Origin of the sequence: Paracoccus sp. PARArs4 (assembly GCF_947311865.1) — a bacterium.
Classification (GTDB): Bacteria; Pseudomonadota; Alphaproteobacteria; order Rhodobacterales; family Rhodobacteraceae; genus Paracoccus; species Paracoccus zeaxanthinifaciens.
The window spans coordinates 114,023-128,048 of the sequence record NZ_CAMZMW010000002.1 but is presented as its reverse complement, the minus strand read 5'-3'; the positions used below and the strand labels follow the sequence as shown (position 1 = coordinate 128,048).

13 protein-coding genes are annotated in these 14,026 nt (G+C 69.2%); 1 reads left to right on the top strand and 12 read right to left on the bottom strand.

Going from position 1 to position 14,026, the window contains the following annotated elements:
- Positions 1 to 3: 3 nt before the first annotated feature.
- Positions 4 to 1,191, bottom strand: coding sequence for an MFS transporter (locus QMZ16_RS02100; protein WP_282602047.1), 1,188 nt, complete (start codon positions 1,189 to 1,191; stop codon positions 4 to 6).
- Between the two features lie 197 nt (positions 1,192 to 1,388).
- Here QMZ16_RS02100 and QMZ16_RS02095 point away from each other — a divergent pair, with 197 nt between their 5' ends.
- Positions 1,389 to 2,093 carry a GntR family transcriptional regulator gene (locus tag QMZ16_RS02095; RefSeq protein ID WP_022705927.1) on the top strand — a complete coding sequence of 235 codons (705 nt, stop codon included), beginning with the start codon at positions 1,389 to 1,391 and terminating at the stop codon, positions 2,091 to 2,093.
- 4 nt (positions 2,094 to 2,097) lie between these two features.
- On the opposite strand, the gene QMZ16_RS02090 is transcribed toward QMZ16_RS02095, so the two are convergent.
- The 11 genes from QMZ16_RS02090 to QMZ16_RS02040 are packed head-to-tail and all read right to left on the bottom strand — an operon-like array spanning position 2,098 to position 13,997.
- The gene (locus QMZ16_RS02090; RefSeq protein ID WP_282601933.1) at positions 2,098 to 3,615 is read right to left on the bottom strand and encodes a class I adenylate-forming enzyme family protein; all 1,518 of its coding nucleotides are present in this window, start codon (positions 3,613 to 3,615) and stop codon (positions 2,098 to 2,100) included.
- Complete coding sequence (locus QMZ16_RS02085; protein WP_282601932.1) at positions 3,612 to 4,424, bottom strand: enoyl-CoA hydratase family protein; 813 nt, start codon at positions 4,422 to 4,424, stop codon at positions 3,612 to 3,614. Before QMZ16_RS02085 ends, QMZ16_RS02090 begins: the two co-directional genes overlap by 4 nt.
- Entirely contained in the window at positions 4,424 to 4,825 is a 402-nt protein-coding gene (locus QMZ16_RS02080) for a PaaI family thioesterase (RefSeq protein ID WP_282601931.1), read from the bottom strand. Before QMZ16_RS02080 ends, QMZ16_RS02085 begins: the two co-directional genes overlap by 1 nt.
- Entirely contained in the window at positions 4,816 to 5,811 is a 996-nt protein-coding gene (locus QMZ16_RS02075) for an acyl-CoA dehydrogenase (protein WP_282601930.1), read from the bottom strand. Before QMZ16_RS02075 ends, QMZ16_RS02080 begins: the two co-directional genes overlap by 10 nt.
- A 4-nt stretch (positions 5,812 to 5,815) precedes the next feature.
- Complete coding sequence (locus QMZ16_RS02070) at positions 5,816 to 7,003, bottom strand: acyl-CoA dehydrogenase family protein (protein WP_282601929.1); 1,188 nt, start codon at positions 7,001 to 7,003, stop codon at positions 5,816 to 5,818.
- Entirely contained in the window at positions 7,003 to 8,178 is a 1,176-nt protein-coding gene (locus tag QMZ16_RS02065) for an acetyl-CoA C-acyltransferase (RefSeq protein WP_282601928.1), read from the bottom strand. Before QMZ16_RS02065 ends, QMZ16_RS02070 begins: the two co-directional genes overlap by 1 nt.
- Complete coding sequence (locus QMZ16_RS02060; RefSeq protein ID WP_282601927.1) at positions 8,175 to 10,259, bottom strand: 3-hydroxyacyl-CoA dehydrogenase NAD-binding domain-containing protein; 2,085 nt, start codon at positions 10,257 to 10,259, stop codon at positions 8,175 to 8,177. Before QMZ16_RS02060 ends, QMZ16_RS02065 begins: the two co-directional genes overlap by 4 nt.
- Before the next feature lie 10 nt (positions 10,260 to 10,269).
- The gene (locus QMZ16_RS02055) at positions 10,270 to 11,100 is read right to left on the bottom strand and encodes an IclR family transcriptional regulator (RefSeq protein ID WP_022705935.1); all 831 of its coding nucleotides are present in this window, start codon (positions 11,098 to 11,100) and stop codon (positions 10,270 to 10,272) included.
- A complete protein-coding gene (locus QMZ16_RS02050; protein ID WP_282601926.1) occupies positions 11,100 to 12,428 on the bottom strand; it encodes a TRAP transporter large permease in 1,329 nt (442 codons plus the stop codon). Before QMZ16_RS02050 ends, QMZ16_RS02055 begins: the two co-directional genes overlap by 1 nt.
- Positions 12,428 to 12,934 carry a TRAP transporter small permease gene (locus QMZ16_RS02045; protein WP_022705937.1) on the bottom strand — a complete coding sequence of 169 codons (507 nt, stop codon included), beginning with the start codon at positions 12,932 to 12,934 and terminating at the stop codon, positions 12,428 to 12,430. The genes QMZ16_RS02050 and QMZ16_RS02045 overlap by 1 nt, the downstream gene beginning before the upstream one ends.
- A 4-nt stretch (positions 12,935 to 12,938) precedes the next feature.
- The gene (locus QMZ16_RS02040) at positions 12,939 to 13,997 is read right to left on the bottom strand and encodes a C4-dicarboxylate TRAP transporter substrate-binding protein (RefSeq protein ID WP_282601925.1); all 1,059 of its coding nucleotides are present in this window, start codon (positions 13,995 to 13,997) and stop codon (positions 12,939 to 12,941) included.
- Between the last annotated feature and the right edge of the window lie 29 nt (positions 13,998 to 14,026).

Genomic DNA, 14,026 nt, shown 5'->3' with positions numbered 1-14,026 from the left:
GGATCAGCCCGCGACCGGCCTGCGCGGCAGGAAGATCGCCAGCACCCCAAGCACGGGCAGCACCGAACACAGCCCGAAGACCCACTCGATCCCCTGGCTGTCGGCCAGCACGCCAAGCGCCGCGGCGGCGATCCCGCCCATGCCGAAGGCAAAGCCGAAGAACAGCCCCGCGATCATGCCGGTCCGCCCCGGCACCAGTTCCTGCGCGAAGACCACGATGGCCGGAAACGCCGATGCCAGGATCAGCCCGATGGCGAAAGCCAGCGCGCCCGTCGGCACCAGCCCCACATGCGGCAGCGCCAGCGTCAGCGGCAGCACCCCCAGGATCGAGAACCAGATCACCCGCAGCGGTCCGATCCGGTCGCCGATGACGCCGCCCATCATCACGCCCCCCGCCATGCCCAGCATGAACAGGAACAGCATGATCTGCGCGCCCTGCGCCCCCAGGCCGAACTTCTCGATGGTGAAGAAGGTGAAATAGCTCGCCATCGAGGCGGTATAGATGTTCTTGGTGAAGGTCAGCACGGCCAAGACCGCGATGGCGCGGATGATGGTGGCGCGCGGGAACGGCAGGCTGCGGTCGGGCATCGCGGCCCCCGCGCGGCGGCGCGTCTCGGCCCAGGCGCCGACCCGCCACAGGATCGCCACCCCAAGCGCCGCCGCCACCGCGAACCACGCGACCGCGGGCCGCCCGAGCGGGACGACGATGAAGGCCGCCAGCAGCGGGCCCATCGACTGGCCGAAATTCCCGCCCAGCTGGAACAGCGACTGCGCCGTCCCGAACCGCCCGCCCGATGCCAGCCGCGCCACGCGCGAGCTTTCGGGATGGAACACCGCCGAGCCGACGCCGATCATCATCGCCCCCGCCAGCAGCATCGCGTAATGCTGCGCGGTGGCCAGCATCAGCACCCCGCCCAGGGTCGAGATCATCCCGAAGGGCAGCGAACGGGGCTGCGGATGACGGTCCGTCGCCATCCCGATCAGCGGTTGCAGCAGCGATGCCGTGACCTGGAACGCGAAGGTCATCACCCCGATCTGGGCATAGCTCAGCGCGAATTCCGCGCGCAGCAGCGGATAGATCGCCGACAGCAGCGACTGCATCACGTCGTTGACCATGTGGCACAGGCTGATGGCCGTCAGCACCCCCCACGAGGTGGCCATTCCGCGCGTCGCCGCGCCTGCGGGGTTCATCGCCAGGTTGATCGACACGCCAGTCCCTCGCTTCGAAATCTTGCACATCGTGCACTTATGACATTGGAAAGTAAAGGAAAACGTCGTGATTCAGCCATTTTTGTCCATTCCGACAGGTGCGCCTTCGGGTTAAACTTACCTAACCTGAACCAAAGCATCGGAGGTGCGGACGGGTGAAGATCGGGAATGAAGGCGGAATGGTGACGCGACCTCGGGTCCACAGCTGGCAGTCGATCCGGGAGCATGTGCTCGACCGGATCCGATCCGGCGAATGGGCCCCCGGCGATCTCATCCCGACCGAGCAGGAGCTTGCGCAGCAGATGGGCTGCGCAAGGGCGACGGTGAACCGCGCGCTGCGCGAACTGGCCGAAAGCGGCATCGTGCAACGCCGCCGCAAGGTCGGCACGCGCGTCGCCGCCACACCGGTCCGCCGGATGACCCTGCGCATGCCCCTCATCCGCGACGAGGTCGAGGCCATGCGCGCCGCCTATCGCTACGAGATGACCGGCTGCGAGCATCGCGTCGCCACGCCCCGCGCCGCAGCCGCCCTGTGCCACGGCATGCCCGAGGAACTGGTGATGGTCCGCACCCGTCACTTGGCGGATGACAAGCCGCATTGTTGCGAGGCCGTCTGGCTGCATCCGGGCCATCTGGACCTGCCCGATCCGCAGCATTTCGGCGACGAGGCCCCGCATGACTGGCTGAACCGCAGCCATGCCGTCACCCAGACGCGCTTTGCCATCCTGTCGGAAGGCGCCAGCGGATCCTGCGCGGTCAACCTGGGGCTGCCCGACGGCACGCCGGTGCTGGCGATCGAACGGACCAGCCTGGTCGATGGCGTGCCGGTTTCGTTCGCGCGCCAGTTCTATCCCCCGGACCACAGGCTGGTCTTCGACGACTAGGCCCTCAGGCGGGGCTGTTCAGCAGGTCCGCGAAATGCTCGATCAGGCGGTGCTTCAGGATCTTGCCCGTCGCCGCCGCCGGCAGCGGGCCGCAGATCACGATGCGACCGGGCCGCTTGTAGGGCGACAGGCGCTCGGCCGCGTGACGGGCCAGCTCGTCGCAAGTGACCTCCGCATGGCCGGACAGTTGGCAGAAGGCCAGGATCTCCTCGTCGCCGCCCTCCAGCTTGCGCCCGATGACGGCTGCCTGCAGCACGGCGGGATGGTCGTTCAGCGCGGCCTCGACCTCGGGCGGATAGACGTTGAAGCCGCCACGGATGATCAGCTCCTTGCTGCGGCCGACGATATGCAGCCGCCCCTGCGGGTCCAGCCGCCCCAGATCGCCCGTGCGCAGCCACCCATCGGCGGACAGCACCTGCGCGGTGGCCTGTTCGTTGCGGAAATATCCGCGCATGACATGCGGGCCGCGGGTCAGCACCTCGCCGGTGCCGGGTTCGCGTCCGACGGATTCGTCCAGCGCGATCTCTGCCCCCGGCAGCGGAATCCCCGCCGAGGGGTCGGGATCGCCCTTCTCGTTCACCGTGATGGTCACGCCCGCCGTCGTCTCGGTCATGCCGTATCCGTTCTGCAGGGCGATGCCGTAGAATTCCTCGGCGCGGCGCTTCCAGTCGGGGTCCAGCGGCGCGGCACCGCTGCTGACATAGCGCAACGGCCCCTCCAGCCGCGTCATGCCGCGCGAGCGGGCCTCGGCCATGATGGCGGCGTGCATCTGCGGAACGGCGGGCAGGACGGTCACGCCCCCCACCAGCGCATCCAGCACCGCGCCCGCGCTGAAGCGCGGCACCAGCATCAGATGCGCCCCCGAGGACAGCCCCGCGCAGGCCATCGAGGTCAGCCCGAACACATGCGTCATCGGCAGCGCGCCATAGATCCGGTCCTCGGGCACGATGCCGCGCAGCCTGGCCGAGGAGCCGCCCCCGAAGATCAGGTTGCCATGGGTCAGCATGACGCCCTTGGGCGTGCCCGTCGTCCCGGTGGTATAGAGGATCACCGCCGTCATGCCGGCATCATCCTCGACCGTCTCGGGGTCGACATCGAACGGGCCCTCGACGTGAAGCGACGCATCGGCCAGGTCGACCGGGCGCGCGCCCGCGGCGGCTGCATGGTCGCGGGCGGGCTCGCTGACATCGGACAGGTACAGCGTCAGCCGGGGACGGGTATGGTCCGCGATCTTGCGCAGCTCGGGGCCGGTCATGCGCGCGTTCACGGGAACGGCCACCGCGTCCATGCGGCTGGCGGCCAGCAGCAGGACGGGCACCGTCGCCGCGTTCTCGGACAGGACCAGCAGGCGGTCGCCCGCGCGCAGGCCCAGCCCCCGAAGGTCATCGACCGTCCGCAGCACCAGCTGCTGCAATTCATGGTAATCGAACGTCCGACCCGTCCAGTCGGTGATGGCGGGCCGGTGCGGATGCGCATGGGCCGCGCGATCGAACAGCTGATGGATGCGGACGTCTTCGGTCATGATTCCTCGCGCAATCTTCGGAAGTCGGGTTTGCGTTTTTCCAGGAAGGCGCCGATCCCCTCGGCGGCTTCGGGTGCGGCAAGCGCATGGGCCATCGCGTCGCGTTCGGCGACCAGCTGCGCCTCGAAGGCGATCTCTCGCCAGCCGGTCAGCAGGCGCTTGATCGCGGCCTGGGCCTCGGCAGGGCCGGCGGCCAGACGGTCCGCCAAGGCCATCGCGGCCATGATCGCCTCGCCCGGTTCGGTCAGCTCGTTGACGACGCCAAGCGCGTGCAGCCGCTCGGCCCCCAGGGGCAGGCCCGTCAGCGCCATCTGCGCCGCGACCTGCGGCGGCAGGGCGGCGCCCATCGCGGCGGTCAGCCCCCCGTCGGGCACCAGGCCCGCATTCACATAGGCCGCCGTGAACTGCGCGTTCCGCGCGGCGATCACCATGTCGCAGGCCAGCGCAAGGGACATGCCCGCCCCTGCCGCGCCACCTTCCACCACGGCGATGACCGGACGGGGGCAGTTCACGACCGCGCGGATCAGCGCGTTCAGCGCGTCGATGCGGGCGCGGCGTTCCTCGTCGGACAGGTGCTGCGCGGTGATGAGCGAGTTGAGATCGCCCCCCGCGCAGAAGAAATCCCCCTCGCCCATCAGGATGACCGAGCCGATGCGGGGGTTGTCCGCGGCCAGCGTCAGCGCGTGGTGCAGCCCCTCGTAGAATTCGGGCGTCAGGGCGTTGCGGCGACCGGCGTTGCGGTTCTCGACCACGAGGCGATCGCCAAGATCGCTGATCTCGCAATGGGGGTTGGTGAGGGGCGTGGACATCAGGGCTCCTGTCGGGACTTGCGGAAGACGCCGGTCGCCGTGGCGATCAGCGTTCCGTCCTGATGCCGCAACGCGCCCTCGATGAACAGGGTGCTGCGACCGCCGCCGGTGATGCGGCCCCGCGCCTCGACGATGCCGGGGCGACCGGGCGCGACATAGTTCACCGTCAGCGACAGCGTGGTGAAGGGATGGCGCCCCGACGGATCGACCGTCAGGCTGCCGGTCGTGCCCATCGCGCTGTCCAGCAGCGTCGCGGCCAGCCCGCCATGCAGCATCCCCTGCCGGTTCAGGTGCCGGTCGTCCAGGTCCAGGCGGCAGGCGGCGGTGCCGTCGCCCGCGCCGATATCGACGACATAGCCGATCAGCCGCTGCGTCCCGGTCTCGTCCAGGATCAGGTCCATGCGGCCTCGCCATTGGCAAAGCGTTCGAGGTGGTAATCCGCATCCCCCATCGCGGTATCGCCCGCGATCAGGCGGCGGATCATGCCCGCCAGCGCGTATTCCTCGGTCATGCCGATGCCGCCATGCAGCTGGACGGATTCCTCGGCGACCAGACGGGCGACGCGGCCCACGGTGACCTTGCAGGCCTGGACATGGCGGTCGCGCAGATGCGGTTTGGCATCCAGATGCGCGGCAAGGTTCACGACGGCGGATCGCGCCTGTTCGCGTTCGACCGTCAGCTCGGCCGCACGATGGGCCAGCGCCTGGAAGTCGAACAGCGCACGCCCGAACTGCTTGCGGGTGCGCAGATAGTCCAGCGTCAGATCGACCGCGGCCTCGATCTCGCCCAGGGTGCGGGCGGCATGGGCCAGCGCGGCGCGGGACAGGACCGCGCCGAAATCGGACAGGCTGCCCAGCCGCTGCGCAGGGGTTTCCGCGAATTCCAGGTCGGCGCCGCGCTGGCCGTCCATCATCGGGAACGCGGTCAGGGCCAGACCCTCGGCGCGGGCGGCGACCAGCCACAGCGCGTCGGCGGTGGTGACGATCAGGTGGGTCGCATCCTCGGCCCCCGCCACCATCGTCTTGCGGCCCGTCAGGCGGTCGCCATCGGCGCGGATGGCCACCCCGCGATCGGCGCGCGTGCCGGGTTCGGCATCGGCAAAGGCCGCGCGGGCCTCATCGTCGGGCATGCCCGCCTGCGCCAGCGCGGCGCGCCCGATCATGGTGCCGATCAGCGGCAGCGCGGCGCCCGCGCGGCCCAGCTCCTCGAAGACCAGGGCCACGGCGGCACCCGATCCGTCGAAGCCGCCCTCGTCCTCGGTCAGCAGGGCCTCGATGACGCCGGCCTCCAGCAGGGGGGCCATCGCGTCGTCGCCCGTGTGGCGGTTCAGGATGCCGCGCAGGCTGTCCTGCAGCATGCGGTGTTCGTCCGAAAGGCTGAAATCCATGCCCTTACCCCCGTGCCAATGCGCCGGCGATGATGCCGCGCTGGATCTCGTTCGAGCCGCCATAGATCGACAGCTTGCGGTTGTTCAGCCAGGTCGCGCTGGCGGCCAGCGCCTCGTCGGCGCCAAGGGGCTGCCCCTCGTTGCCGCCCTCGGACGGCAGCGCCATCGCCCAGCCGCCATAGGCGCGGCGCGTCAGCGCATCCAGCCGCTGGCGGATCTGCGTGCCCTTGATCTTGAGCATGCTGCTCTCGATGCCCGGAGCCTGGCCCTGGGCCGCGGCGGACAGCATGCGCAGGTTGGTGGTGGACATGGCCATCAGCTCGATCTCGACCTCGGCCATCTGCGCGGCAAAGACGGGGTCCTGCGACAGCGGGCGGCCACGGTGGATCTGGGCCCCCGCCACGCGGCGCAGGTTGTCCAGCGCGGCGGTCGCGAAGCCCACCCCCGCGATGTTGGTGCGTTCATGCGTCAGCAGGTATTTCGCATAGGTCCAGCCCTTGTTCTCCTCTCCGACCAGGTTCTCGGCGGGGACCTTCACCTCGTCGAAGAAGACCTCGTTCACCTCGGCGGTGCCATCCAGCAGGACGATGGGGCGGACGGTGACGCCGGGCGTCTCCATGTCGATCAGAAGGAAGCTGATCCCCTCCTGCTTCTTGCCCTCGGACGAGGTGCGCACGAGGCAGAAGATCATGTTCGCGTGCTGCCCGAGCGTGGTCCAGGTCTTCTGGCCGTTCACGACGTAATGGTCGCCCTGCCGTTCGGCGCGGCAGCGCAGGCCCGCAAGGTCGCTGCCCGCGCCCGGTTCGGAATAGCCCTGGCACCACCAGTCGTCGCCGTTCAGGATGCGCGGCAGCCAGTGGTCCTGCTGCGCCTTCGACCCGAACTGCTGCAGCACCGGACCCAGCATGGCGATGCCGAAGGGCACGACGCGGGGCGCATGGGCGCGGGCGGATTCCTCTTCGAAGATATGGCGCTGGATCGCGGTCCAGCCCGCGCCGCCGAATTCGACGGGCCAGTTCCCCGCCAGCCAGCCGCGCGAGTTCAGCTTGGCGTGCCAGCCCTCCATCTCGGCCTTGGTCAGGGGCTGGTGCAGGCGCACCTTGTCTGCCAGCTCGGGCGACAGCTCGGATTGCAGGAAGCCCCGCACGTCGTCGCGAAAGGCATTTTCCTCGGGGGTGAAACGCATATCCATCAGAAGATCTCCAGAAGTCCGGCAGCGCCCTGGCCGCCGCCCACGCACATGGTGACGACGCCCCATTTCGCGCCGCGCCTGCGGCCCTCGCGCAGCAGGTGCCCCGCCGCGCGCGCCCCGGTCATCCCGAACGGATGCCCGATGGAAATGGCGCCGCCATTGACGTTGTACTTGGCGGGATCGATCCCGAGCGTGTCGCGGCAATAGAGACACTGGCTGGCGAAGGCCTCGTTCAGTTCCCACAGGTCGATATCGTCCACCGTCAGGCCCGCGCGTTCCAGAAGGCGCGGCACCGCGAAGACGGGGCCGATGCCCATCTCGTCGGGGCCGCAGCCCGCGACCGCAAAGCCGCGGAACGCCCCGAGCGGGCTCAGCCCCTCGGATGCGGCGATATCGGCATCCATGACCAGCAGCGCCGCCGCGCCGTCCGACAACTGCGAGGCGTTGCCGGCGGTGACGAACTGGCCCTGCCCGCGCACGGGCTCCAGCCGGGACAGCGCCTCCAGCGTGGTGCCGGGGCGGTTGCCCTCGTCGCCCGCGATGGTCGTCTCGCGTTCGGATGTCTCGCCGGTGGCCTTGTCGGTCACGGACATGGTGACGGTCATCGGGATGATCTCGTCCGAGAACAGCCCCGCATCCTGCGCGGCGGCGGTCCGGGCCTGGGACTGGACGGCATATTCGTCCTGCGCCTCGCGGGTGACGCCATAGCGGGCGGCGACGATGTCGGCGGTCTCGATCATGGGCAGGTACAGGTCGGGGCGGTTGGCCTCGATCCAGGCCTCGCGGGAATGGCGGACGGGCGGCTGCACCATCGAGATGCTTTCCACCCCGCCGACCAGCACGGCGCGCGCGCCGTCATGGGCCACCATCTGCGCCCCCATCGCCAGCGCCTGCAGGCCCGATGCGCAGAAGCGGTTCACCGTGGCGCCCGCGATGCTGTCGGGCAGGCCCGCACGGATCACCGTCTGGCGGGCGATGTTCCCGCCCGTGACGTATTCGGGATAACCGCAGCCCCAGATGCTGTCCTCGATCAGGGAGGGGTCGATGCCGGAACGGTCGATGACGGCGCGGGCGGTGGCGGCGGTCATGACCGCGCCATGGGTCATGTTGAACGCGCCGCGCTTGGCCTTGCCGATGCCGGTGCGTGCGGCCTCCACGATGACAGCCTGTCTCATGCGCGGGTCTCCTTGTTCAGTTCGGCAAGCGGCGATCCGATGGCCGCCATGCGGCACAAGAGCGCTGCGGGTTGCCAGAAATGGTCGTCGTCCTTGGAAAAGCGGTGGATGTCGTCCAGGACCGATTTCACCCCGACCGTGTCGGCCCAGTGCATCGGCCCGCCCCGCCAGCGCGGAAAGCCATAGCCGTTGAGCATCACCACATCGACATCCAGCGGGCGCAGGGCGGTGCCGTCCTCGACCGTGCGGGCGGCCTCGTTGACCATCGCGGCCATGGTGCGGGCGACGATCTCGTCATCGGTGAAGTCGCGCGGCACGATGCCCAGATCGGCGCGGACCTGCGCCAGCAGGGGGGCCAGCTCGGGATCCTCCTGCGGGCCGTCATCGCCATAGATATAATAGCCGCGCCCCGTCTTGCGGCCCAGGCGGCCCAGTTCGTACAGCCTGTCGGCAAAGACCGGGACGCGGTCGCGCGGGTGACGGTCCGCGGCCTTGCGCTGCCGCGTCATGTAGCCGATGTCCAGCCCCGCAAGGTCGCTGACCGCATAAGGCCCCATCGCGAAGCCGAAACCGGTCAACGCGCGATCCACCTGATAGGGCGAGGCCCCGTCCAGCACCATCGCATCCACCGCCGCGCGGTAATGCGACAGGATGCGGTTGCCGATGAACCCGTCGCAGACCCCTGCCCTGACGGCAATCTTCTTCAGCCGCCGCGCCAGCGCGAAGCCGGTCGCGGTGACCTCGGGGGCGGTGCGGTCGGCCACGACCACCTCCAGCAGGCGCATCACATGCGCGGGCGAGAAGAAGTGCAGCCCGATCACGTCGCCCGGACGACCGGTGGCCTGCGCGATGCGGTTCACGTCCAGATAGGAGGTGTTCGTCGCCAGCACGCAGCCGGGCTTGGCCACGCGGTCCAGTTCGGCGAAGACCTGTTCCTTGACCTCCATGGATTCGAAGACGGCCTCGATCACCATGTCGGCCTGCGACAGCGCGTCATAGGCGGTGTCGGTGCGGAAGGCATCCGACAGGATCGCGTCGCGACGCTCGGCCTTCAGCTTGCCGCGCTTGACCGCGCCCCCCAGCAGCTTGGCGACGGTGGCGCGGGCCTTGTCGGCGGCCGCGTCGTCACGCTCGATCAGGGTCACGTCCAGCCCCGCGATCAACGAGGCGACCGCGATGCCCGCGCCCATCGTGCCGCCGCCGATCACGCCCAGCCGGTCCAGGGGACGCGGATCGACGCCCGCGATCTCGGGCAGGTGCCCGACCGCGCGTTCGGCGAAGAAGGCGTGGATCAGCGCCGCGCGTTGCGGGCTGTCCATCAGGTCCATGAAGGCGCGGCGTTCCAGCGCCATGCCGTCCGCGAAGGGCAGCGCCATCCCCTGCACCACCGTATCCACCGCGCGGGCCTGCGCGATCTGGCCGGGGACGCGGCGCGCAAGATCGGCCTTCATCGCCTCGGCCAGGTCCACGCCCTGCTCGGGGGCGGGCAGATCGCCGGTGCGGCGGGGGGCGTGTCCCGCCAGCTCCGCGGCCAGCGCCATGGCGGCATCGGTCAGGTCGCCCTCCGCAAGGCGGTCGATCAGGCCCAGATCCGCGGCCTCGGGGGCGGGCATCTGGCGGGCCGAGGTGATCATCTTCAGCGCGGGCTCCAGCCCGATCAGGCGCGGCAGGCGCTGCGTGCCGCCCGCGCCCGGCAGCAGGCCGAGCGTCACCTCGGGCAGGCCCATCCGGGCCGAGGGCGCGGCGACGCGGGCATGGGCGCCCATCGCCAGTTCCAGCCCGCCGCCAAGCGCGGTGCCGTGGATCGCGGCGACGACCGGCTTATCCAGCGCCTCGATCCGGGCGATCACGTCGGGCAGGAAGGGTTCGCGCGGCGGCTTGCCGAATTCCGAGATGTCGGCCCCCGCGACCCAGGTGCGGCCCGCCGCCAGCATGACGCAGGCGCGCGCGCCGTCATCGGCGGCGAATTCGTCGGCGGCGCGGACCAGCCCGTCGCGCACGGCATGTGACAGGGCGTTCACGGGCGGGTTGTCGATGGTGATGACGCCGATCTCGCCCTCGCGGCGATAGGTGACGGTCATGATGTCTCCTTCAATCGTTCGGGCTGCCGGGCCAGGCGGGATTGCCTTGCTGCCCGATCAGGATCTGCAGGCGGGCCACGGTCTGTTGCAGACGCGGGCCGACCTCGGAATGGATGCGGTCCAGCGGCAGCACGTCGTCCAGCGCACCGCAGGAAAAGGCCACCGGCCCCGCCAGCCGCGACGACCGGAACGGCACCGACACGGCCGAGATATTGCGCGAATAGCGCTGTTCCTTGCGCACGACGGTATAGCCATTGGCCATCAGCTGGTCGCGCGCCTCGAGGCGCAGCGTCTCGTAGTCGGATCCGTCCAGCGGGCTGTCGGGGCGGTCGCCCAGAAGCCAGCCGAATTCCTCGCGCGTGGTGGCGCCCAGCACCGCCATCCCCGAGGACGACGCGCCGATGGGCAGGCGGTGCCCGACCTCCAGCCAGATCGAGGCCGCCTGCTGCGGACGCCAGGTCCGCATCAGCGCGACCTTGTCGCGGTCGCGCACCGCGAACAGCACCAGCGTTCCGGTCAGGTCCGCCAACTGCTGCATCATCTCCTCGGCCGGGTCGAGGAAGGCCAGCGAGGACGCCGCCACATGGCCCATCGCCAGCAGCGTGGGCCCCGGGCGATAGCGGTCGTTGCGCTGCGGCTGGGTCAGGTACCCAAGGCAGCCCAGGGTGAATGTCAGCCGCGACACGGTGGATTTCGGCAGCCCCGTCCGTTCCGCGATCTGCGCGTTGGTCAGCCCGTCATCGCCCGTCCGGAAGGCGCGCAGCACCGACAGGCCCCGCGCAAGCGTCGTCGCGAAGTTGCGGTCGGCTTCGTAATCCGGACGGGGTGCGTTCAGGTCCATCACATCGATCCCGGTATCAGGGTCGAGATGATCGGGAACAGGATCAGCAGCACCAGCACCAGCAGGTCCACGAACAGGAACCGACTGACCCCCGAGAAGATCTGCCCGATGCCGACATCGCGCGTCACGTTGCCGACCACGAAGACGTTCAGCCCGACGGGCGGCGTGATCAGACCGATCTCCAGCAGCTTGACCACGATGACGCCGAACCAGATCAGGTTCAGGCCATAACCCTCGATCAGCGGCACCATGAAGGGCAGCGTCAGCACCATGATCCCGATCGGATCGAGGAACATCCCCAGCACCAGGTAGATCAGCACCAGGACCAGCATCAGCGTCAGGAAGGACAGCTGCGCATCCTCGACCATGCCGACGACGGCACCGGCGATGCCGGTCAGCGCGACGAAGCTGACGAAGATCTTGGCGGCCCCCGCGATCAGGAAGATGGCGGCGGTCTGGGTCAGGCTCTCGCGGATGGCCATGATGAAATGGGTGAAGGTCAGGCGGCGCTGGACGACGCCGATCAGCGTGGTCAGCACGACGCAGACGGCGGCGGCCTCGGTCGCGGTGAAGATGCCGCCATAGATGCCGCCGACGATGACGACGAACAGCAGGACGGCGGGCCATGCGGCGATCGCGGCCTCGGTCCGGCTGGCGCCGTCGCGGGCGGCCTTGGGCGCGGCTGCGGGATCGCGACCCACCCACCAGGCGATGACCAGCAGCATCCCCGCCAGCGACAGCAGCCCCGGCAGGATGCCCGCAAGGAACAGCTGCGCGATCGAGGTCTCGGTGAAGATGCCATAGAGGATGAACAGGACCGAGGGCGGGATCAGCGACCCCAGCGTGCCGCCCACCGCGACCGATGCGGTCGCAAGGCGCGGGTCGTAGCCCATGCGCATCATCTCGGGGACGCAGATGCGGCCCATGGTCGATGCACAGGCGATGGACGACCCCGAGATCGCGCTGAAGCCGCCGCAGCCCATGACCGAGGCCATCGCGACGCCGCCGGGCAGCGGGCGCAGCCAGACCGCCGCCGCATCATAGATGCGCGTGGTGATCCCGGCATAGAAGGCGATGTTGCCCAGTGCCACGAACAGCGGGACCATCGACAGGTCGTAGCTGTGCACCAGGTCGAAGAAATTCGCGAACACGACCGAGCTGGTCGGGTTCAGCGCCCGTTCCGGCATCCAGCCCCCGGTCCGGGTCGCATAGACGAGGAAGGTGCCGACGCTGGCCACCGCCGCCAGCGTGAAGGCGATGGGCACGCGCATGGCCAGCAGCACCAGCACCACCGCCAGCGCCACGAGGCCGATCGTCATCGGGTCCATCAGCTCACCTCGCTTCCGTTGTCGTCGCGGATCACACCGCCCCGTGCCAGCTGGCCGATATCGCCCAGCAGCATCACGACCAGCCGCAGCCACATCAGCGCCAGTCCCAGCAGGAACAGCGCGACGCCCGGCCAGCGCGGCAGGTTCAGATCGCCATAGTAGAACTCGCCCGAGGTCCAGACCTGCGAGGTCACGCGCCAGGCGGCGAAGATCAGCGGGATCAGCGCCAGGACACCGACCAGGTGTCCCAGCACGACCAGCCTGCCCCGCAGGGCGACGGGCATCCGGTCGCTGAAGAAGGTGACGGCGACATGGCCTCGCGCGGCCGTCGCCGCCGCCATCGGCAGGATCACGGCGGCGACCATCAGCTCGCGCACCAGGATGATGGCATCGGGCAGCCCCGAGCCGCCCAGCCAGCGCATTCCGACATTGACGAAGATCACGCCGGCAAGCGCGATCAGCGCCAGGACCGCAAGGTCCAGCAGGGTCCGCTCGATCACCCGCATCGGATCAGCCGCGTTCCCAGGGATAGCCCTGCGTCTCGGCCTCGTCCGCATAGCGCGAGATCAGCCCGCGATATTCGTCCAGCAGCGCCGCGCCATCCAGCCCCGAGGCATTCGCGCGTTCGACCCATTCGTCCAGGTATTTCTGCCCGGCCTCGGCCATCTTGGCGCGATCCTCGTCGGACATGCGGACGATCTCCTTGCCCTGCTCTTCCAGCATGGCGACGGATTCCTCGTTCGCGGCCTCGATGATGCGGCCGAACTCGTCGGCAAGGCCCTCGCCCGCGGTCATGATGGCGTCCTGCTGCGCAGGCTCCAGCGCGTCGAACATCGACTTGTTCATCATGATGCCCAGGGCACCGATCTGCCCCCAGTCGATGAAGGTGTAGCTGTCGAAGACCTCGTCGAACTTCAGCGACTTGACCAGGTAGGAATAGGTCTGCGTGCAGTCGATCAGCCCGCTTTCCAGGCCCTGGTAGGCCTCGTAGACGGTCATGTCGACCAGCGTGGCGCCCAGGTCGCGGAAGGTCTGGCCATAGGCCCCGACGCCCCGGACCTTCTTGCCCGCGATGTCGTCCACCGATGCGACCGCATCGCCCTTGCAGCCCATCTGCACCGCCGAGGTCGTGTAGGTGCCGACATAGACCAGGTTCTGCTGCGCGAGATTCGCCTGGATCTGCTCGTTCGTGCGCATCAGCGTGTCGGTGGCCTTCATGCCCACCCAGGGGTCGGGGTTGTTCACCGGCAGATCGGCGATGCCATAGGCGACCATCTCTTGCGGGAAATAGACGCCGATGACGCTGCCCAGATCCGCGACCCCGTCGCGCAGCGACTGGACGGCGGCCTTTTCCGAGAACAGCGCCCCCCCCCAGGTGATATCGAGCTTCAGGTCACCCTCGGTCAGGCGCTCGACCTCCTGGGCGAACCATTGGGTCGCCTCGGATCTTGCGCCGCGATTGGGGCCGGGTTCTCCGTAGATCAGCGTGGTCTGCGACAGCGCAGGCGCGGCCACAAGGCTGCAAAGCCCCGCCGCAACCAGCGCAGTCCGGTAAGACTGCGTGGACATGAATGAAACCTCCTCCGTTTCAACTGGCA

Bases quoted from the DNA above. Each gene is read 5' to 3' on its own strand.
- QMZ16_RS02100 (WP_282602047.1), bottom strand. From the start codon at position 1,191: ATGAACCCCGCAGGCGCGGCGACGCGCGGAATGGCCACCTCGTGGGGG.
- QMZ16_RS02095 (WP_022705927.1), top strand. From the start codon at position 1,389: ATGGTGACGCGACCTCGGGTCCACAGCTGGCAGTCGATCCGGGAGCAT.
- QMZ16_RS02090 (WP_282601933.1), bottom strand. From the start codon at position 3,615: ATGACCGAAGACGTCCGCATCCATCAGCTGTTCGATCGCGCGGCCCAT.
- QMZ16_RS02085 (WP_282601932.1), bottom strand. From the start codon at position 4,424: ATGTCCACGCCCCTCACCAACCCCCATTGCGAGATCAGCGATCTTGGC.
- QMZ16_RS02080 (WP_282601931.1), bottom strand. From the start codon at position 4,825: ATGGACCTGATCCTGGACGAGACCGGGACGCAGCGGCTGATCGGCTAT.
- QMZ16_RS02075 (WP_282601930.1), bottom strand. From the start codon at position 5,811: ATGGATTTCAGCCTTTCGGACGAACACCGCATGCTGCAGGACAGCCTG.
- QMZ16_RS02070 (WP_282601929.1), bottom strand. From the start codon at position 7,003: ATGGATATGCGTTTCACCCCCGAGGAAAATGCCTTTCGCGACGACGTG.
- QMZ16_RS02065 (WP_282601928.1), bottom strand. From the start codon at position 8,178: ATGAGACAGGCTGTCATCGTGGAGGCCGCACGCACCGGCATCGGCAAG.
- QMZ16_RS02060 (WP_282601927.1), bottom strand. From the start codon at position 10,259: ATGACCGTCACCTATCGCCGCGAGGGCGAGATCGGCGTCATCACCATC.
- QMZ16_RS02055 (WP_022705935.1), bottom strand. From the start codon at position 11,100: ATGGACCTGAACGCACCCCGTCCGGATTACGAAGCCGACCGCAACTTC.
- QMZ16_RS02050 (WP_282601926.1), bottom strand. From the start codon at position 12,428: ATGGACCCGATGACGATCGGCCTCGTGGCGCTGGCGGTGGTGCTGGTG.
- QMZ16_RS02045 (WP_022705937.1), bottom strand. From the start codon at position 12,934: ATGCGGGTGATCGAGCGGACCCTGCTGGACCTTGCGGTCCTGGCGCTG.
- QMZ16_RS02040 (WP_282601925.1), bottom strand. From the start codon at position 13,997: ATGTCCACGCAGTCTTACCGGACTGCGCTGGTTGCGGCGGGGCTTTGC.